At 64.0% G+C, this 17975-nt stretch carries 18 protein-coding genes and 1 pseudogene; 8 read left to right on the forward strand and 11 right to left on the reverse strand.

All coding sequences use genetic code 11. The annotated features are described in order from the left end of the window. Positions 1 to 6: 6 nt before the first annotated feature. Positions 7 to 1485 (reverse strand): FAD-binding oxidoreductase, encoded by a 1479-nt coding sequence (locus tag ACMGEZ_RS26865; RefSeq protein WP_436825329.1) that lies wholly within the window; start codon positions 1483 to 1485, stop codon positions 7 to 9. Positions 1486 to 1742: 257 nt separating this feature from the next. Here ACMGEZ_RS26865 and ACMGEZ_RS26870 point away from each other — a divergent pair, with 257 nt between their 5' ends. Further along, on the forward strand, positions 1743 to 2564 hold the full coding sequence (locus ACMGEZ_RS26870; RefSeq protein WP_436825330.1) for an IclR family transcriptional regulator: 822 nt from the start codon (positions 1743 to 1745) through the stop codon (positions 2562 to 2564). Between the two features lie 32 nt (positions 2565 to 2596). Here the strand turns inward: ACMGEZ_RS26870 and ACMGEZ_RS26875 are convergent, their stop codons facing one another. Continuing rightward, the gene (locus tag ACMGEZ_RS26875) at positions 2597 to 3469 is read right to left on the reverse strand and encodes an MBL fold metallo-hydrolase (RefSeq protein ID WP_436825331.1); all 873 of its coding nucleotides are present in this window, start codon (positions 3467 to 3469) and stop codon (positions 2597 to 2599) included. 71 nt (positions 3470 to 3540) lie between these two features. On the opposite strand from ACMGEZ_RS26875, the gene ACMGEZ_RS26880 reads away from it, so the two are divergent. Next, positions 3541 to 4938, forward strand: a complete 1398-nt coding sequence (locus ACMGEZ_RS26880; RefSeq protein ID WP_436825332.1) for an MmgE/PrpD family protein — start codon at positions 3541 to 3543, stop codon at positions 4936 to 4938. A 13-nt stretch (positions 4939 to 4951) separates the two neighbouring features. Here ACMGEZ_RS26880 and ACMGEZ_RS26885 read toward each other — a convergent pair whose 3' ends face one another. Next, positions 4952 to 6073, reverse strand: coding sequence for a class I adenylate-forming enzyme family protein (locus tag ACMGEZ_RS26885; protein WP_436825333.1), 1122 nt, complete (start codon positions 6071 to 6073; stop codon positions 4952 to 4954). A 594-nt stretch (positions 6074 to 6667) separates the two neighbouring features. Here ACMGEZ_RS26885 and ACMGEZ_RS26890 point away from each other — a divergent pair. Both ACMGEZ_RS26890 and ACMGEZ_RS26895 read left to right on the forward strand, forming a co-directional pair. Then, positions 6668 to 6919: a type II toxin-antitoxin system ParD family antitoxin gene (locus ACMGEZ_RS26890; RefSeq protein WP_436825334.1), complete on the forward strand. Its 252-nt coding sequence runs from the start codon at positions 6668 to 6670 to the stop codon at positions 6917 to 6919. Then, a complete protein-coding gene (locus ACMGEZ_RS26895) occupies positions 6916 to 7227 on the forward strand; it encodes a type II toxin-antitoxin system RelE/ParE family toxin (protein ID WP_436825335.1) in 312 nt (103 codons plus the stop codon). Before ACMGEZ_RS26890 ends, ACMGEZ_RS26895 begins: the two co-directional genes overlap by 4 nt. 766 nt (positions 7228 to 7993) lie before the next feature. Here the strand turns inward: ACMGEZ_RS26895 and ACMGEZ_RS26900 are convergent. Both ACMGEZ_RS26900 and ACMGEZ_RS26905 read right to left on the reverse strand, forming a co-directional pair. Further along, the gene (locus ACMGEZ_RS26900; RefSeq protein WP_436825336.1) at positions 7994 to 8305 is read right to left on the reverse strand and encodes a type II toxin-antitoxin system RelE/ParE family toxin; all 312 of its coding nucleotides are present in this window, start codon (positions 8303 to 8305) and stop codon (positions 7994 to 7996) included. Continuing rightward, positions 8302 to 8601 carry a YlcI/YnfO family protein gene (locus ACMGEZ_RS26905; RefSeq protein ID WP_436825337.1) on the reverse strand — a complete coding sequence of 100 codons (300 nt, stop codon included), beginning with the start codon at positions 8599 to 8601 and terminating at the stop codon, positions 8302 to 8304. Before ACMGEZ_RS26905 ends, ACMGEZ_RS26900 begins: the two co-directional genes overlap by 4 nt. A 177-nt stretch (positions 8602 to 8778) precedes the next feature. On the opposite strand from ACMGEZ_RS26905, the gene ACMGEZ_RS26910 reads away from it, so the two are divergent. Then, a complete protein-coding gene (locus ACMGEZ_RS26910) occupies positions 8779 to 9537 on the forward strand; it encodes a DNA-binding protein (protein WP_436825338.1) in 759 nt (252 codons plus the stop codon). Here ACMGEZ_RS26910 and istB read toward each other — a convergent pair. Together istB and istA are read right to left on the reverse strand one after the other, a co-directional pair. Next, on the reverse strand, positions 9516 to 10298 hold the full coding sequence (gene istB, locus ACMGEZ_RS26915) for an IS21-like element helper ATPase IstB (RefSeq protein WP_436825369.1): 783 nt from the start codon (positions 10296 to 10298) through the stop codon (positions 9516 to 9518). The genes ACMGEZ_RS26910 and istB overlap by 22 nt on opposite strands. A 71-nt stretch (positions 10299 to 10369) precedes the next feature. After that, positions 10370 to 11746: an IS21 family transposase gene (gene istA / locus ACMGEZ_RS26920; RefSeq protein ID WP_436825339.1), complete on the reverse strand. Its 1377-nt coding sequence runs from the start codon at positions 11744 to 11746 to the stop codon at positions 10370 to 10372. A gap of 101 nt (positions 11747 to 11847) precedes the next feature. Here istA and ACMGEZ_RS26925 point away from each other — a divergent pair, with 101 nt between their 5' ends. The 3 genes from ACMGEZ_RS26925 (at position 11848) to ACMGEZ_RS26935 (ending at position 14379) form a co-directional block, all read left to right on the forward strand. Beyond that, complete coding sequence (locus ACMGEZ_RS26925) at positions 11848 to 12174, forward strand: hypothetical protein (RefSeq protein ID WP_436825340.1); 327 nt, start codon at positions 11848 to 11850, stop codon at positions 12172 to 12174. A gap of 334 nt (positions 12175 to 12508) precedes the next feature. Beyond that, positions 12509 to 13570 carry a ComEC/Rec2 family competence protein gene (locus ACMGEZ_RS26930; protein WP_436825341.1) on the forward strand — a complete coding sequence of 354 codons (1062 nt, stop codon included), beginning with the start codon at positions 12509 to 12511 and terminating at the stop codon, positions 13568 to 13570. Continuing rightward, positions 13570 to 14379, forward strand: coding sequence for a hypothetical protein (locus tag ACMGEZ_RS26935; RefSeq protein WP_436825342.1), 810 nt, complete (start codon positions 13570 to 13572; stop codon positions 14377 to 14379). The genes ACMGEZ_RS26930 and ACMGEZ_RS26935 overlap by 1 nt, the downstream gene beginning before the upstream one ends. 16 nt (positions 14380 to 14395) lie before the next feature. On the opposite strand, the pseudogene ACMGEZ_RS26940 reads toward ACMGEZ_RS26935, so the two are convergent. From ACMGEZ_RS26940 to cap2-3, 4 genes and pseudogenes are all read right to left on the reverse strand, one after another. Next, positions 14396 to 14526 (reverse strand): annotated as a pseudogene (locus ACMGEZ_RS26940) (DUF455 domain-containing protein); the annotation flags it as partial. A 401-nt stretch (positions 14527 to 14927) separates the two neighbouring features. Then, the gene (locus ACMGEZ_RS26945) at positions 14928 to 15311 is read right to left on the reverse strand and encodes a ComEC/Rec2 family competence protein (RefSeq protein WP_436825343.1); all 384 of its coding nucleotides are present in this window, start codon (positions 15309 to 15311) and stop codon (positions 14928 to 14930) included. 11 nt (positions 15312 to 15322) lie between these two features. Further along, positions 15323 to 15742 (reverse strand): MBL fold metallo-hydrolase, encoded by a 420-nt coding sequence (locus ACMGEZ_RS26950; protein ID WP_436825344.1) that lies wholly within the window; start codon positions 15740 to 15742, stop codon positions 15323 to 15325. A 7-nt stretch (positions 15743 to 15749) separates the two neighbouring features. Further along, entirely contained in the window at positions 15750 to 17963 is a 2214-nt protein-coding gene (gene cap2-3, locus ACMGEZ_RS26955; protein ID WP_436825345.1) for an anti-phage 6A-MBL system cap2_3 protein, read from the reverse strand. Positions 17964 to 17975 lie beyond the last annotated feature (12 nt).

The following is a 17975-nucleotide window of genomic DNA, read 5'->3' on the forward strand; positions in this document are numbered from 1 at the left end:
GGTGAGTTAGCGGGAGGTGATGGAGTCCAGGAACGCGCGCGGCAGCATGCGGCCGGGATTGAAGGTGTTGGCCGGATCCAGCGCGCGCTTGATCTGCGCCATGGCGGCCAGCGCGACCGGGTTCTTGTAATGCATGAAAGCCGCTTGCTTCTGCCGCCCGATGCCATGCTCCGCGGAGATGGAGCCGCCCAGCCGGACGGCGCTGGCATGCACGACGTCGTGCACCGCCTCCTCGCGCGCACGGAAATCGGCATCGGCCATGCCGGCTGGCTTGCTCTGGTTGTAGTGCAGGTTGCCATCGCCCACATGGCCGAAGCACACGATCCGGATGCCGGGCATCAGCTGCTGCAGCGCCGCGCCGGCTTGGTCAATGAAATCGGGAATGCGCGAAATGGCAACGGAGATGTCGTGCTTGATCGAAGGGCCCTCGAGCCGCTGGGCCTCGGGGATGTGCTTACGCAGGGCCCAGAAGGCATGGGCCTGGCTGCCGGAGGCGGCGAGCGCAGCATCCACCACCAGGCCATCCTCCATCGCCGCGGCCAGCACTTCTTCCACCGCGGGCCGCGGGTCCAAGCTCGCGGAGACCTCGGATACATCGAACAGTACCGACCAGGCGCTCACGGGGCCGAGGGGTGCGCGCATGCCGGGCGTGCCATGCCGCAGCACCAGGCCGAGCGGCCCGTCGCCGATCAGCTCGAACGCGGTCACGCGCTCGCCCACCGCATCGGTCAGGCGCGACAGCAGCGTCACTGCCGCCTGCGGGTCGCGCACCGCGACCCAAGCCGTCACCACCTGACGCGGCTTTGAAAAGAGCTTGAAGGTGACGGCAGTCACGATGCCCAGCGTGCCTTCGCCGCCGATGAAGAGCTGCTTCAAGTCGTAGCCGGTGTTGTCCTTGCGCAGCGCGCCCAACAGGTCGAGCACACGGCCATCGGCCAGCACCACCTCCAGGCCCAGCACCAGCTCGCGCGTGTTGCCGTAGCGCAAGACCTGCTCGCCGCCCGCATTGGTCGAGACCACGCCGCCCACCGTGGCGCTGCCCTCGGAGGCCAGCGAGAGCGGGAACAGGCGGCCCGCCGCCTCGGCCGCTGCCTGCGCCTCGAGCACGGTGCAGCCGGCCTCGAGCGTGAGCGTATTGTCCAGCGGATCCGTGCGATGCACCGCACGCATGCGATCGAGGCTTAGCACCACCTCCGTCCCCGAGTCGTCCGGCGTGGAGCCGCCGACGAGGCCAGTGTTGCCCCCCTGCGGCACGATGGGCACGCCCGCAGCCGCGCAGGCCGCGACCACGCGCGAAACCTCCCCGGTGGTGGCTGGACGCACCACGGCGCATGCGACGCCGGGATAGGAGCGGCGCCACTCGGCTTCGTAGCGCGCTACGTCCGAGGCGGCCGTCAACACGTGGGCGGCGCCCACGATGCCGGACAGCGTCTCGGCCAGTGCAGCGGTCGCCGAGACGGTGCGAGTGTCGATGGTCGCGGTCATGCAGAAGAGGGGTGCGCTCGCTTGACGATCGTTCGGCGCGAGGAAAACACCCGATGTCTCCGTCTCTAAGAATGCTTTGCGGCAGACCGGCACGAGGGGCAGGGCGGAGGCCCAGCTCCATCGTGCAGGCATGGAGTTTTATGATCTGTTGTATTTCATTGAATGAAATACAGTTCAATAAACAAAATTCTAGTGAGCGTGACCGGCAGTGTCAACCGGAACCGCCCGAGGGTGGCGATCGCACACAATCTGCACCCATGAGATCAACCTCCCCTTCGAAGAAGAGTTCGGAGCCGGCCCTCGCTCGCGTGACGGCACGGCGCGCGTCGGACGCCCCCTTGCCCGTGAAGGCGACGGCACCCGAGGTGGGCACCGGTGCGCCGCAGCCGCCCTCCGGCGTGCTCGAGCGCGGCCTGTCGATCCTCGAATGCTTCACAGAGGACCGGCTGCGACTGAAGCTGCGCGAGCTGGCCGACTACACAGGCCTGGACAAGGCCACGCTGCTGCGGCTGCTGGGCGTGCTGGTGCGCGCCCGCATGGTTCACCGCTTCGACGACGGCGCCTACGCGCCCGGCCCTGCGCTGCTGCATATGGGCATGCTTTACCGGCGCACCTTCGACATGGGCACGCGGCTGCAGCCGGTGCTGCAGGAAGTGATGCGGCAGACCGGTGAAACGGTCGCCTTCTACGTGCGCGACGGCGACGAGCGCGTCTGCCTCTACCGCGAGAACAGCAGCAACGAAGTGCGCCACCATGTGGAGGTGGGCGCGCGGCTCAAGCTTTCGGCGGGCGGCTCGTCGTCGCACGTGCTGCGCTATTTCACGGGTGGCAGCACGCCACACGCGGAGGCCATTGCGCGCGACGGCTTCGCCATCACTCGCGAGGAACGGGTGCCGCAGATCGCGTCGGTGGCCGTGCCGGTGTTCGACAGCGACGGCACCTTCCAGGGCGCCCTGGTGGTGATCGGCCTCGCTCAGCGGCAGAGCGCAACTGCCCAGCGCAAGGCCGTGCAGGTGGCGCAGAAGGCGCTGGTGCAGCAGGGCTTCAGCAGCCGTCCGCCGCGGGACTGGCGTCGGTAGCGCGCGTCCCGCGCGTCCCGGGCGGCCCTGCTTTACAGCCGGTCGACGGGAATCTTCAGATAAGCGGTGCCATTCGAATCAGGCGGCGGCATGCGGCCCGCCCGCATGTTGACCTGCACTGCCGCAAGCATCAGTGCCGGCAGCGACAAGGTGGCGTCGCGCGCTTGTCGGCGTGCGACGAAGTCGGCCTCCGGCACGCCTTCGCGCACGTGGATGTTGCCCGCGCGCTGCGCTGCGACGGTGGTGCTGCAGGCGGCCTTGCGATCCGCGGGCGGGTAGTCGTGGCACAGGTAGAGCACGGTCTGCGGCGGCAGCGCGAGCAGGCGGCGAATCGAACGAAACAGGGTGGGCGCGTCGCCGCCGGGGAAATCGCAGCGCGCGGTGCCTATGTCGGGCATGAACAGCGTGTCGCCGACGAAGACGGCATCCGCGCCGCCTGCCGGATCGGTGAGGCGATAGGCCACGTCCGCCGGCGTGTGGCCGGGCACATGCAGTGCCTGTGCTTGCAGCCGGCCGATGGCGAAGGCCTCGCCGTCTGCGAACAGCCGGTTGAACTGCGAACCGTCCACCGCCATGTCGACGGCATTGAAGACGCCGCGGAAATCACGCTGCACGTCGGTGATGCCCGAGCCGATCGCCAGCGTGCCGCCGAAGCGCTGCTGCAGCCAGGGCGCTCCGGACAGGTGATCCGCATGCGCATGCGTCTCCAGCAGCCATTGAACCTGCAGGCCTTGCGTCTCGATGTGCGCAGCCACGGCCTCGGCCGGACGTGCATCCGTGCGGCCGGAGTGCACGTCGAAGCCTACTACCGGATCGACCACCGCGCAGACGCCGGCGCCGTCGTCGACCACATGGGAGAACGTGGCGGTGGCGGCATCGAAGAAGGAACGGATGGAAAGGCTCATTCGTAAATTCCTGGCAAGTCGAGGCCATTTTATATAATGACACTACTTTCATTCAATAAAATGCGATCACGGTGACCGCAACGCCCATTTCCGCTGCCCTGCCCGAATCCACGCTGGTGGCGCATCTGTTTCAACAGGCAGCCCAGCCATTGACATGCGCCACGCGCGCAAGGCTCGCGCAGGCACTGCTGGACTGGTTCACCGCAGGCTGGTCGGCGCAGGACATGCCTGCTGCCGCCGTGTTGCGCAGCCTGGGCCATGCGTTGATGCCGGGTGCAGGCGAGGCCGCGGTGTTCGGCGGCAACCCCGCATGCGCCACGCCGCTGGCGGCCGGCTTCATCAACGCGGGCATCGCGCATCTTCGCGAGATCGATGACGCACATCGCGCAGCGATGCTGCATCCGGGCGTGGTCGCCATCACGCCGGTGCTCGCGCTGGCGTCCTCATGCGCGCTGACGCACGAGCGCGCCGCACGCGCCATCGTGGCCGGTTACGAAGTCGCGCTCCGGCTGGGCGAAGCCCTGGGCGCGCGCCATGCGGGCCTGTTTCACGCCACCGCGACAGCCGGCGCCGTCGGCGCGGCCGCCGCCACCGGGGTGGCGATGGGCCTCGACGCACCGCGGCTGCACCACGCGCTGGGTCTCGCTGCGACCCAGGCGGCCGGCCTTTGGCAACTGGTGGATGACGATGCGCACGAATCCAAGTCGTTGCATCCCGCATTCGCGGTGCGCAACGGCATGACGGCAGCCTATGCCGCCCGCGCCGGCTTGCCCGGCGCGCGCGCTTTCTTCACTGGCCAACGCGGCATGTACGCCGCGTTGGCCGGCGAAGGACCATTGAGCGCGGTCGATGGCGCACTGGATGCGCGCGAGCGGCTGCACACCACCACCATCAAGGCTTGGCCTGCCTGCGCGATGCTGTTCACGCCGCTCGACGCGACGCGCGAATTGATTGAGGAACACCGCATCGGCGCGGCCGATTTGCAGGCGATGGAGGTGGAGATCTTTCCGCACGCGCTCAAGATTGCAGGCGTGCAGTGGCCCACGAAGCCTGCCGAAGCCAGCTTCTGCTTGCGCTACGTGCTGGCGGTGCTGCTGGAAAAAGGCGCGCTCGGCATCGCAGACACAGAGGCACCCGACCTCGACAATCCCAGGCTGCGCGCCTTAGCGGCGCGCATGCGGGTGATTCCAAACGCTGGGTTCCAGCGCCTCTTCCCGCAACGCCGCCCGAGCCGCGTGACCATCAGGCTGCATGATGGGCGAGAGCTGACGGCCTACCGTGAACTGCGCCGCGGAGACCCCGAGGATCCCTATACCTGGGCCGCCCTGCAGCAGCGCATGCGTACCTTCGCGACCGCCATGGGCGATGCGCAAGCTGCGGCACTGGTCAGATGGTGCGAAGGCTTCACCGATGCGGCGCAAGATGGCTTGAACTGCGCGCCGGCCGAGGCGCTGTTCGGCACGGCCTAGCTGGCATGTTTCCTTAGCCTATTTCATTCCGGTCACAAGGCGGCCACGCTCTCTCTCTCACCCTCTTGCGATCGATCTTGCCCGTGCCGTTCTCGGGCAGCGATTCGACGAAGTGCGTCGCGGCGGGCTGGTGGATGGGCGACAGGCGCGCGGCCACCGCGCGCCGGATCGTTTCGCATTCCAGCGCCGCACCTTCCGGATTGCGCTGCCGCACGATGACCGCGACCGGGTCTTCACCGAGGTCCGCATGAGCCTTCCCCACTACGCAGCAGGCCGCCACCCCGCGCAACGCCGCAATCGCTTCCTCGATCAGGTGGGGTGACAGGTTCTCGCCTCCGCGGATGATCACGTCCTTCAGCCGGCCGGTCACGAACAGGTAGCCGTCTTCGTCGAAGCGGCCCAGGTCGCCGGTGCGCAACTCCCCACCCGGCGACTGCGCGAGGCCAGTGCCGCCTTCCAGGAGATAGCCGCTCATCAGGCTCGGTCCGGCAATGCAGATCTCCCCATCCACGCCGGGCTCGGCGACGCGTTCTCCATCCGCGCCGCGCAGGAAGACCGACTGGCCCTGGAGCGCCGTACCGACGGAGCCGATCTTGCGTCGTTCTGGAGGATTCATGGTGGACGTGCACGTCGCTTCGGACAAGCCGTATGAAATTACCAGCGGCAGGCCGAACTTGTCCTCGATGTGCCGGTGCAGTTCTTGCGTGATCGGCGCGGAGCCGCAGCGCATCATGCGCAGCGAGGCGAGCGAGGGTGGCGGGAAGTTCAGCGGCAACATGCGCGCGAACATCGTCGGCACGCCGGTCACGATCGTCGGCTGTGCGGCGGCCATGAGATCGGGCATCTGCTCTGCCCTGAAGCGGGCCGCCAGCACGATGGTGCTCCCGGCCGCGAGCGGTGCCAGCAACTGGTTGTTCACGCCGTTCGTGTGATGCATCGGCATGATGTGCAGCAGCCTGGCGGCAGGCGTCAGCCCGGTGTGCCGGATCACGCCCAACGCGTTGGTCAGCATGCCTCGGTGGTTCTGCAGCACCTTCGTGGACTGCACCAGCAAGGGGACCCATTGCCAGCTTGCGCGCAGCGGCCGAGAACGACCCGTCTCATCGCCCGGCCCATTGGGGGATCGGTACGGCACGGTCAGGGGATCGGGTGCGCCACCTTGGCCTCTGTCGGCATTGGCCTCGTCGCCGGATCACCCAGCCTCGACTAGCTTGTTGCGAGTTGCCTTCTATCCGGAGCCCTCAAACGCAGGCAGCATGATGACGAGCTACTTAACATAACCGATCTTGCAGGTCTCAGCCAAAACAGGGGATGGCCTGGTCCAACTCGAGCCCCTGCGATACAGAAATCCGTACTCACTTCCTAACGTCTGACCGGCCATGAAGATCACGCTGAACCTCGACGACACATTGCTGGCCGAAGCCAAGACGTTGGCTGCGCGCAACAGCGCACGAGTCTGGCGCGCTTGATTGAAGAGGGGCTACAACTGCGTCTGCACTCGCGCCCAACGCAATCGAAACCCGTACGCCTTCCCGTCTATAGAGGCAAGGGCGGCCTGCACTTGGGACTTGACGGCTTGAGCAACAAGACCATGTTGGACGCCGCCGACAGAGACGCGCGTTTGCGCTCCCGCTGAGACTCGCCAATTCACACGGCTACTTGTCTGATAGATGCTCCCGCGCGGCTGATGGTATTGACAACTATTGATAGTGAGGCCAAGATTTGCCCCATGAGCACCAACACTATGAGCTTCGCGCTTCCTGAGGCCTTGCGCAGTTACGTTGATCAACGGGTGCGCTCTGGTGCTTATGGGAACACGAGCGAGTACCTTCGGGAATTGATTCGCAAGGATCAGGAGGATCAGGCCAAGAAGCAGCTGCGTGAACTGATCAAAGAGGGGCTCGAGTCGGGAAAGGGGCGCTTGGTCACTCGAAAGGTCGCTGCTGAATTGAAAGAAAAAGCGTTGGGAAGCTCGCGTTGAAGCGCGCGAAGCTAAGGCCGCTGGCGGAGCAAGATCTTGTCGAAATCGCTCAGTACTACGTACGGGAGGGCGATCGTGCACTTGGCGAGCGATTCTTCGACGCAGCCCTGGCTGCGCTGGAGCCAATTCAGCGCATGCCGGCTATGGGATCGCCGCGGCTCGGGAAACTGTGTGACATACCGCGGCTCCGCGCATGGCGCGTCACGGGCTTTCCCGTGCAGTGGTTCTACTTTGAAGCGGATGACCATCTCGACGTCGCCCGTCTGCTGGGGGAGCGTCAAGACATTGCTGCCATTCTTTCGCGGTGAGTTCGGAGAGCAGTGAGTCGATGGGCATTTTTGATTGCTTATTTAACATAAGACACATTGTATTGTGTGGTACGGACCGCTCCCGGTAGCCAATCCGATGGGTTTGCCGTTGCGCTGGAGGACGCTGCGGACCTGGCCGTAGTGCTGGCCCACCGCCTTCTGTCAGCGGCGCCACCTGGATGACGTCCTGCAGTTGGCGAAGCGCGTCCAGGGCCCTGGTACGGACTGGCGTTTTCAGCGCCGTGTTGCGGTTCGCCCAGCGTACTGAGCGACATCGCCAGGGCGTCGGCGCTCAGTTGCTCATAGCGCGCTCGAACCGCGGCCGGATTGTGCTTGGCGATGTAGACGCAGATGTTGGCGTCGAGAAGACGGCGAATGGCATTCAAAATGACCCCCGCTCTTGGGGAGCGCTATCGCTTCGGCCATCGGCTATGAAGTCCGTGGGCATGCCGACGAGGGCGTCAAAGATGGCGGCTGCGCTCGCGGGCCGCTCACGCAGAACGATATCGTTGCCTTGGCGGAAGATTTCCACCTGCTCGGCCGTCAATCAAAACTCCTTCGGTAAGCGTACTGCCTGCTATTGCCGGACTGGAAAACACGAGCGTAGGTCATAGGGCCTCCTTGCGTATACATACGCACTGCGGACGTCAACGGGACGCCGCCACTCTGCCCTGCTCCGCCGCACCGGCCCGTTGCTTGTGGGGCTTGCGAAGGTCGGATGCGGATGTGCACGGCTCGAAGACCGGCGGCATTCCCGAGTCCGATGCTAGTGGTAGTCATCTTCGCGCTGGTGGCGGATCGCAGCAACCACGACCTCGCGTTCGCTGATGACTCGAAACAAAGCCACATACCCCGAGGCCTCGAATGGAATGACCAGTTCGCGCTCGAGCCGGTCAGCGTCGGCGATGCGGCAAGTGAACGGATTCGTCTCCAGTATTCGGAACTCCCTTCGGATGGCCGCTATTGCACGGCGCGGCAGATCAATGTCTCCATGCTGCAGAGCAGACTCGACGAGAAAGTCCTCAAGACGCAGCAGGTCCTCAAGCGCCTCACGCGTCAGGGTGACTGTGTAAGTCACGAACGAGCGGTTCCCCCGTGCTTCTCATCCACGAGCTGCGAAATGCGCGCATCGAGGCGCGCTTGCATCGTGTCGAGCGCGTCCTTGGCAGAGTAGTACTCGCCGCTCTTCTTTGCACGTTTCAATGAATCGCGGCCGCGCGCGAGGAACTCTTCCTGAGATCTGCGGCGCTGGGCGGCCTGCACGGCCGCGTTCTCCACAAACTGCGACAGAGTTTCGCCTTGGCGTAGCACGCTCTCGATTTCATTGCGCACGGATGGCTCGACGCGTACGGGAGGCAATTGGGCGGTTTTCATGATAGCAATTGTAGGGCAATTGCTATGCGCCAAGTTCCACCTGGTCACGCGCACTGCCCGACCTGGGCGGGCGGCGCAGCGCCCTCCTCCCAGGTATAGCTATCGATAACTATCCCTTATCGAGGGTAAATATTGGACGGGGCAGGGCGGTCGTTTCACGAAAGTACGAGGGGCTAAATGGCTGAGATTCGACAAACACTCTCCCGCGGGATTCAGGAAGACGACGTCTGGGGCGCGGCCGACGTGCTGCTGCATGAAGGCCTGCGGCCCACGATCGAGCGCGTGCGCCAGAAGATCGGACGCGGCTCGCCCAACACCGTGAGCCCGATGCTCGAGCGATGGTTCGCTTCGCTCGGAGAACGGCTGGTAGGTTCAACGTCCCACCGGTCGGCTGGCAACGATCCGGATGGCATGCCGATGGGCGTGCGCAACGCCGCGAAGCTGCTCTGGGAGACGGCGCGGCGCGAGGCAGAGGAAGTTCAGCGCGGCGAGCTCGAATCGATGCGCACAGAGCTTCAGGCGCGCGAGGACGCGCTGGCCGAGGCGCAGGCAGCGCTGGCGCAGCGGGAGGTGGCCTTCGAACAGGCACGGGTGAGCCTGGACTCGGCGCTGGCCTCCTCGCAGCAGGCGCGTGAAACCCTGGAACTGCAGCTTAAGGAGCACGCGATCGAGGCACATCGAGTGAGGATGGGCCTGGACGACGACATCAAGCGGCTGACCGCCCTGCTCTCTCAAGCTGGCGAAACCCAGGAACGAATGCGTCGGGAGCATGCTGAGGCGATGGCAGCGCGCGACCAGGACCTGCGCCAAGCCGAAGAGCGGCACGCCGCGCAGGAGCGGCGGATGCTGGCGGAAGTGGATCGCGCCAGGCAAACGGTGTCAAGGGTCGCCGGATTCTCCTCAGTCGTGGTCGTTCAAATTTCCCCACCCGGTTGAGATGCGTTGTCGTCGTGTGAGCGGACCAATCCCGCTTTGAGCTTGTCCTTCAGACGGTACGAATTGCCACGAATGTTCATCGTCACGGCGTGATGCAACAGGCGATCCAGGATCGCAGTGGCGATGATTCGATCGCCGAAGACCTCTCCCCATGCGCCGAAGCTCTGGTTGCTGGTCAGGATCATCGGTCCGCGCTCGTAACGCCGGCTGATGAGCTGGAAGAACAGGTTGGCGCCTACGCGATCGATCGGCAGGTAGCCGATCTCATCGATGATCAGAAGTCGCGGTGCGGTGTAGATCTTGAGCTTGTCCTCTAGGCGGCCCTCGGCGTGCGCTTTGGTCAGTTTCTCGATCAGGCTGGCGGCCGTCGTGAACAGCACGCGGTAGCCCGCCTCTATGGCCTTCAGGCCCAGGCTGACAGCCAAGTGTGTCTTGCCTACGCCCGGCGGCCCGAGAACGATGACGTTGTCTCCATGCTCGATGAAGTGGCAGCTGGCCAAGGCGAGCAGTTGCTTGCGATCGATGGAAGGCTGATAGTCGAAGTCGAAGGTCTCCAGAGGCTTGACGAACGGCAGGCGTGCCATTGCAGTGCGCATGGCAATGTTCTTGCTCGTCTTGGTAGCGACTTCCTCGCTGAGCAATTGCTCAAGGAACTCCGCATAGGGCAACTCGTCGGCCGCGGCCTGTTGCAGGAGAGCTTCGAGTCGCTCGCCGCTCTTGACCAGTCTGAGCTTGCGTAGGTGCTCGCCCAGGCGCTCCAGTTGCGCAGGGGTGGTCATGATGGCCGCCGTGGCGATGGCGGCCGCCGACGCTGCCTTGGCCGTGTTCCTGCTCATGCCGCCACCCCCACGAGCTCGGTGCCGATCAAGCGCTCGTAGACCGCCAGGTCACGCACCTCGACCTCGCGCAACGGGTCCCGCGTCGCTGATGAGCGTGGCGCCGAGTAGCGCTGCCGCGCGTTGCGCGCCGCTGCTCCGGGACCATGCTCGGGGCGCACGCTCAACTGAGCGCGGCCGGCCAGTATGGCGTGCTCGGCGACCACGGCGCCGCGGTGCCGTATGACCCACGAGCCGCCTACGCGCACGACCTGCACGGTCTTGCCGATCAGCACGAACGGCACTGAGTAGCGGTTGCCGTCAATGCTCACCAACCAGTCGTCGGCGACCACGCGATCGCGCACCATCGCCTGCAGGAAGCTGGCGTGGCCAGCGGTGGGTGCCAGGGCGCGCGCCTCATCGGAGAAGCGATCGATCGGCCGCTGGTGCGTGGTGCCGTGTACGCGCAGGTCCGCGACCTCGATCTGCCAGGCGGCGAGCTGCGCGTTGAAGTCGTCCAGGTCACGAAACACCCGGCCCGGCGCGAAGTTGCGCTTGACGTACTTGACGCCGGACTCGACCTTGCCCTTGGTTTGGGCACGGTAGGGCTGACACAGCCGTGGCGTGAAGCCCCAGTGCCCCGCGAACGCGGCGAACGTAGGGTTCAGCCGCGGCCTGCCCTCGCTGGTGCCCAGCACGACGGTGCGCATGCGGTCATAAAGCAGAAACTCGCAGCGTCCGCCGAAGTGGGCGAACGCCGCCTCATGTGCGGCCAGCAAGTCGCCCATGCGCTCGCGCAGGAAGCCCAACGCGAAGCCGCGCCGGCTGTAGCCCAGCGTCATTACGAAGATGTGGATCTCCGTGCGCACGCCGCCCAGCGGCACAGTGATTTGGCCCCAGTCGCACTGCGCCTGCTCGCCGGGGCCGGTCTCGAAGCGACGTTGCGTCAATGCGCTCACCGATGCTGCCGAGCGCAGCGGCGCCACTGCGCGCCGAACGATCACATAGCTGCCCCTGAAGCCGCGCTGCGCGCGAAGTTCCTGCCACAGGATGCGCGCCGAATAGTTCACACCGGGCGCTCGCTGCGCCAGCCACTCGCGATGTGGGCTCAGCAGGCTGTCACCCTCGGCGCGGCGGTACGGCTGCCATGACGCCTGCTGCAGGCAGGTACGAACCGTCTTGCGGTCCACCTCGAGTTCGCGCGAGATCGCCGAGATGCTCTGGCCTCGCGCCCGCCGCTCATGAACCGCTTCCCATTGTTGTTGACCCAGCACCGGCGCCTCCGTGTCCTCGTTGAACACGGGCACCGTAGCGCCCGCGCAGCACAGGGCCCTCGGGCCCTGTGCTGCGCGACTCTCATCCGGCTCCAAGACCGGTTGAACTTCCACTTCCATCGTTGGCTCCTTGGCGTTGATGGGTGGGGAAAATTCGACGACCACAACTGGGGATTATTGGAAGACCACTGACACAAACGGCCAAGGCGCTGGAATCCGAGTTGGCCAGGGAGCAGCAGCGGCGAGTCAAAGGCGAGGAAGCGGCGGCCAAGCGGCTGGAGGGAGAGCTCGAGAAGCTGCACCTAGTTCAAGAAGCGGCGCGACGAGCCGAGGCCGTGCTGCGCGAGCAGCTGGCCGCCCAAGGCATTGACCTGGCGCAGGCACGAACGCAGGCCGAAGCGCTCGGGGCGAGCGTCGAAGCGCTTGGGGACCGAATCGACGATGAAAAAGCCTCGCACGAGAAGACGCGGCGGATGCTGGGCGAGGCCCTGATCAGCAAGTCAGCTGCGAGGGGCGACAGCACCGCGCGGCGACGGCGGAAGTCTTGAGCGGGGGGAGGGAGAGGTTTTCATCTTTGGTCAGCAATTTGCCTCGCTACGAGCCCACATTCGATCTGGGGACTCAAAATCCCCCGCCGAAAGGTGTGCGGGTTCGATTCCAGCCGCGGCACCATGGTTCTATGGCGTATCGATCGAGAGTTCCCATCAATAAAACTCGGAACGTTCCGCATCCGCTCCGCATTTCAGCTCGGCACCGGTTTTAATTCTTTAACGGATGAAGCCCTTGCCTATGCGGCGTACCCAAATAGGCTGTGCAAACATACAGTAGTACACCGCTGCGTGTCTTACGATTGGGGCTTCGAAAAATCGAGGAGAAGCGGCGTTGAAGTATGAGATCGATTTCTTGCCCGTGGGGGAAGGCTCCGGAGACGCAATCGTCATCCGCTACGGCACCGAGGACCCTGGCTACTTCCTCCACGTTGTCGATGGTGGCCGCAGCGAAACGGCTGAAACCATCACTAACCACATCAACAAGTTCTACCCGGGCTACCACATCAACCACATGGTGCTTTCGCACGCGGACAATGACCACGCGAACGGGCTCGTTGGTGTGATGGAAAATTTCAAGGTCAACAATCTGTGGATGAACAGACCGTGGCTCTACGCAGCGCAAATTCTTGAACACTTCCACGGCAACTTCACGCTGCAAGGCCTGATCGACGACATCAAGGAGCGGCATCCGTATCTGGTGGAACTTGAGAGGCTCGCCATTGAACAGGGCACCGCGATTCACGAGGTCTTTCAGGGTGCGAAGATCGGGGAATTCACTGTCCTAGCACCCAAAAGGGAACGGTACATCAACTCGATTCCCGACTTTGGCAAGACGCCTGACAGGTATACGACCGAAGCAGCAGGTGCACGAGGTTTTGGTTTGCTGCGGTCTTTCGTCGAAGGCGCAAAGAAGTGGCTGGAAGAGAAGTGGGACGTGGAAACGCTTGCGGAAAATGCCGAAACGTCGGCATCAAATGAAAGCTGCGTGGTGCAGTACGCCGTACTTGGAGGCAAAGCCGTGTTGCTTACCGCCGACGTTGGTCCGGTCGGACTGACAGAGGCAGCCGATTTCGGCCACGAACTTGGTTTTGGCAGGCCCACATTCGTGCAAGTGCCCCACCATGGAAGCAGACACAACGTGACTCCTGAAGTACTGGACAGGTGGCTTGGACCAAAGCAACCGAAAGGCACAGAAGTAGGCACCGCGTTCTGCTCGGTTGGCTCAAATAAGCACGACTACCCGCGAGGACAAGTGAAGAACGCTTTCATGCGCAGGGGCTTCAAGGTCTACTCCACGCGTACGCAATGGATCTCGCAGTATGGCGGCCCCGGTCATCCCAATATGGTTCCTGCAACTGCGGAAGAGTTTGCTAATGAGGTGGAAGGTCTGTGATGGAAGTATTTAAGCTGTTCGATGCGTACTCGCTGCGCGCAAGGTTGTTCCCCGCCATCGTCGCAGCGGCACCCGCGCTTGCAGCACTGACGCTCTTGATCTCGTGGAAGTCGTTTGGGCTTTCGAACCTCATCGCATCGCTTGGGTCTCTCGTGCTCCTATATGCCATCGCGGACTTCTCGCGTGCTCGTGGCCGCGCGATTGAAAGCAAGCTCTACGATGAGCACAAAGGAATGCCGTCGATCACCATGTTTCGAAGGAACGACACGACTATCGACGCAGGTTCGAAAGATCGCTATCGAGCCTTGCTCGCGGGAAAGCTGGGCACGGCAGCCCCTAGTGCTGAAGAAGAGAATGGGGACCAAGCTGCGGCAGACTCCTTCTATGGTCAGTGCGGCAACTGGCTTCGTCAAAACACACGCGACACAAAGAAGTTCTCCATCCTCTTCGGGGAGAACGTCACGTACGGTTTTCGCCGCAACCTGCTTGGAGTCAAGGGGCTGGCGCTGTGCCTGAACGCCATCGTCGTAGCCGTCTGCACGTTCATCCTTTGGCGCATGTCGTGGAACATCGACACGCCGATGGGGAACAAGACCACGGTGGTCCTGGTCGTTGCTGCCGCTCATGCCGCTTACATGCTTCTGGCCGTGAGTCGCACCGCTGTATGGGACGCTTCCAAGGCATACGGCCGGGAGTTGATCCTCAGCTGCGAGCACTTCCTGATGCAGCCGAAGAGCCCCGCGAGGAAAACAGCAGCGCGCAAGACCGCTTCGAAGACATCAACCCCGAGCGCGCCTGGGCAGCCATGATCCAACGGGGCAACTTTCACTTAAAGAGCGCTTGCAACTCATCTTCCTCGAAGCCGGCTGCGCGCCGCGCATCCATGTTGAATGGTCCGCGAGCTTGGGAGCCTGGTACTTCTCTGCCAATTCCGCATAGGTGGTCGGGTGATCATCTGCCAAGGTGCGTCCCGTGCTGCAAAGCCAGCGTTCGCAACGTCACGCGCCTGCTCTGAGAGACCGCGCGGCGCGAGACAGAAAAGGTGGCGGCGGCAAAAGTTGAACGCGGCGCTTGCGGAGTTGCGTGAAAGCGAGGTTGCCCTGCATCGTGGTCAGGCCGAGCCGCGGTACATCTTCATCGTCTCGATGCAGTCCTGCCATTCGGGCCTGCGCTTTCCCAACGCAGCGAGCTCCGCGTGAGGCCTCCCCTCAGCGTGCCTAGCCCGGTAGCAATCGCGATGCTGCGGATGCAATGAGAACAGCGCTTGGCGACTCTGCGCTGGCGCCGCTGCGGAGAGATGACACTCCGCCTCCTTTTCTAGGGACCGTACGAGCCCTTGGCGCGTACACGTGGCGGTTCAGTCGGCGCGCATCGACCAGCGGCCGTTTTGCTTCCTTTCGATGGTGAAAGTGAGGCAGCCGTCTCGGCGCGTCGTCAGCACGTGTCGCCTCTCGCCCCGAAATGGCCAGCCTCCATCAACTTTGGAGCGATAGTAGGGCACCGTTTCCTGGCTGTCGTACATGTAGCCCTTGTCGGAGATCACCATCAGCTTGGGGGCGCAGCCAAGCTTGTCGAAGATCCGTTCGCAGATGCCGCTCTCCCGCCCATGGTGAGAAGCGATGAACACGGTCACGCGAGGTAGGATCTTGCACAACGCAGGATTGGCATCCAGCAATGCCTCCCAGCCGTCGCACTCCATGTCCCCCGGAAACAGGAACACGGCTGTGCCCAGTTCCAGCACGGTGACAAGGCTCAGGTTGTTTTCGTCCTCGAAGTCAGGGTACGCGTTGCTGTAAGTGCTGATGCGGACATCAGGGATCTTCGACGCTGCCACACTGACGGTGTACCTCTGAGCATGTCGATCAGCGTTGCGATGCCGTCACCTGGTTCGAGATCCTTCAAGTGATTGATGGTGTCCGGCGACACCTTCTTGTTCCGGCGCAGCCGCGCGACCTCCACTCGGTTCAGCAGATTGGGCAGGCCCCGTACGTGGTCCTCGTCGTAGTTTGTGACGATCAGCACGTCCAGCTTCGAGATGCCGCGGTCGGCCAACATGTCGCCTGGATAGAAGTCGTACTCGCAGCTCGACGCGCAGTCGATCATGACATGGCGCCCGTGGGCAGACAGCAGAGCGCAGGCTCCATGACCGACATCGAATATTTCAAGCTTCATCATTGTTCTAGTGGCGGGCGACTTCACAAATGAAGCCATCGGGTTTCCAGACGAGCGACACGATCGGAAGTCCGGGTGCGAAGTCAGCGATGGCACCGAGCGTGTCGCGATCCATGGTCGAATGGCCGCCGCCCATGGGGTGGGAGTGCCATGTACCGATGTAGTGCAGGTAGCCCAAAGTGTCATCGCTGGCTTGGTGCAGCAGCTGCTGCAGGCCCTGAGTGCCGAGCACGAAGCGATTCCGCTCCCGGATACTGTCAAGTGGGGCATCGATGACCTCGGCGATGACGATCGTGCGGCCGAAGTAATCGATGTGGCCCAACAGTGCACCGCCGGTCTCCAGGGGGTTGTACCGGGCCGCGTCTCGGGTGACCGCCTCGACCACGTTGGCGCCGACACGCACGTTCCAGCCGCCGTCACCTCTTGCGAAGAGCTCCGTGGCAGGGTCAACGGGCAGGGGATGCCAACTCATTCCGATGCCATCGGCCCCTTCCAAACCTACTGCAAGCACGCCGTGGGCCGGCAACCCGCCAAGCAGCCACCTCTCAATCTGCACCGACACGGTGGCGGCACCGCGCGAGATGGCGCTGTCCGCCATGGGCATCGTGATCGATCGGCAGTTGTCACCGACGAACACCTCGGCAAGATCGCTGGCGTCGCCCTTGATGGCCGCCCGCAGGGCGGGCTCGAGACGGCACCAACGAAACAGCTGCGCGAGGAGATCGTCGCAGCGCGGATGACGCGAGGGCCCTTCGAGCAATACGGCTGCGACGGCACCTCGGTTGTACATCATGCTGCGCGCGAACCGACCGGATACCGTTGCGAGCGGCCCGCTGTGGGTGGCGGCTGCGGCGATTTGCGCGGAAGCCGTGGTATCGACGATCAGCCGCGTAGAGGAGTCAGCCACTTGCAGCAGCTTTGCCTCGTCCTCCAAAAGGGGAATGATGTCGGTCGACTCGGCCTTCACTTGCGCATGCCCCAGATTCGCGATGACAACGCCCAAGTTCAGCGCCTTGTCGGGCGGATCGGTGTCGACCGCAGCGTGGCGTGCCAGGTTGTGCGGCATGAGCGATTCGTTATCCACCAGGGTGAGTTGCCCAAATCCGGCGCGCCCGAGATGGAGCGCGATCTTGGAGCCCAGGCTTCCGCAACCCAGGATGGCAACACGCTGGGCGAGGTCAGCCTGCTCGTATCCCGAGGTGCGTGCGAGCAGTTTTGGGCTCAACCGATGCACGTGGTATGCGGGCACAAGCTGCGCCTGCGCAATGTCAGGCTTGGCGGCAGTGCGCGGCAACCGCATCAAGTACGGGATGAACTCGATCTCCCTGCTCGAGCCGATCAGGTGAACGGGGCGGCGTACGGCCAGCACAATGCCCACCACGAAGTCGCCTGGCCAGGGCCATTGCTCCACGCTGGTGGCCACCAAGTTCGAACGCGAACAGATCGAATCGAGCTGCTCGCGCAGCGCCTTCGCGTCGATCCCGAGTTCATGCGCGCGCTGGGACAGCGTGTCCAGGTCGTAGACGGTATCGGGCTGATAGGTATCAAAAATCCGCGCGTGGTCGCCCTCCCACGGCGCCATTGCCACCAGGACGGGGGTGCCTCCGTGCAGAAGCGGCTTTCCCCGCCTGGTGGTTCGCTCACCTTGTGAGAACAGCGTCGGCTCGGTCTTGCCCTGCGCCAACGTCAGCAAGATGTCATCGCCGATCTGCACGTAGCGCGACGGGATCAGTGCCGGGGCGCCGTCTCGGGGCAGCGCAGCCACCATCGCGTCGGCGTCGAAGTTGAACAGGATCTTGGAGTCGCCGCGGCGCGTCGGCTCCCAGCCTTGCTGCAGGGCCATCAGCTGCCCCGAGGCCGCGCGTTCGAGCCAGCTGACGGCCTGGTCGACGACGGCTTCGAAACCCGCTGCGTGCAGCAGGTCGTTGAGCGAACCCTGATAAACGCACGGCGGCACCATGCTGCCAGCCTTGTGCGGGTTGATGTGGGGCAGGGCTGTCGGGAAGTCCTGGCGCAGGAAAAGGACCGGCCCCTCCATGGGGTAAGTGGCCGGGAAGCGGAAAACCAGCTCCTCCGCCGCCCGCACGCCGGTGGCGGACACACCGCCAGCCGCGCGGCTGGGCAGGTTGACGCTGATTTCAGCCGCAACGAAGGTGAAGCTTTCGATCTGCGTTGGTGGATGAACCTTGCGGACCTGCGAGTGGCTGCGCAGCGCAGCCACCGCGTCGTCCAC

This window comes from Variovorax stachyos, from assembly GCF_051400855.1.
Classification (GTDB): domain Bacteria; phylum Pseudomonadota; class Gammaproteobacteria; order Burkholderiales; family Burkholderiaceae_C; genus Variovorax.

Coding starts and splice junctions, on each gene's coding strand:
- ACMGEZ_RS26870 (WP_436825330.1), top strand. CDS start 1,743: ATGAGATCAACCTCCCCTTCGAAGAAGAGTTCGGAGCCGGCCCTCGCT.
- ACMGEZ_RS26865 (WP_436825329.1), bottom strand. CDS start 1,485: ATGACCGCGACCATCGACACTCGCACCGTCTCGGCGACCGCTGCACTG.
- ACMGEZ_RS26875 (WP_436825331.1), bottom strand. CDS start 3,469: ATGAGCCTTTCCATCCGTTCCTTCTTCGATGCCGCCACCGCCACGTTC.
- ACMGEZ_RS26950 (WP_436825344.1), bottom strand. CDS start 15,742: ATGAAGCTTGAAATATTCGATGTCGGTCATGGAGCCTGCGCTCTGCTG.
- ACMGEZ_RS26905 (WP_436825337.1), bottom strand. CDS start 8,601: ATGAAAACCGCCCAATTGCCTCCCGTACGCGTCGAGCCATCCGTGCGC.
- ACMGEZ_RS26935 (WP_436825342.1), top strand. CDS start 13,570: ATGGAAGTATTTAAGCTGTTCGATGCGTACTCGCTGCGCGCAAGGTTG.
- ACMGEZ_RS26910 (WP_436825338.1), top strand. CDS start 8,779: ATGGCTGAGATTCGACAAACACTCTCCCGCGGGATTCAGGAAGACGAC.
- ACMGEZ_RS26890 (WP_436825334.1), top strand. CDS start 6,668: ATGAGCACCAACACTATGAGCTTCGCGCTTCCTGAGGCCTTGCGCAGT.
- istA (WP_436825339.1), bottom strand. CDS start 11,746: ATGGAAGTGGAAGTTCAACCGGTCTTGGAGCCGGATGAGAGTCGCGCA.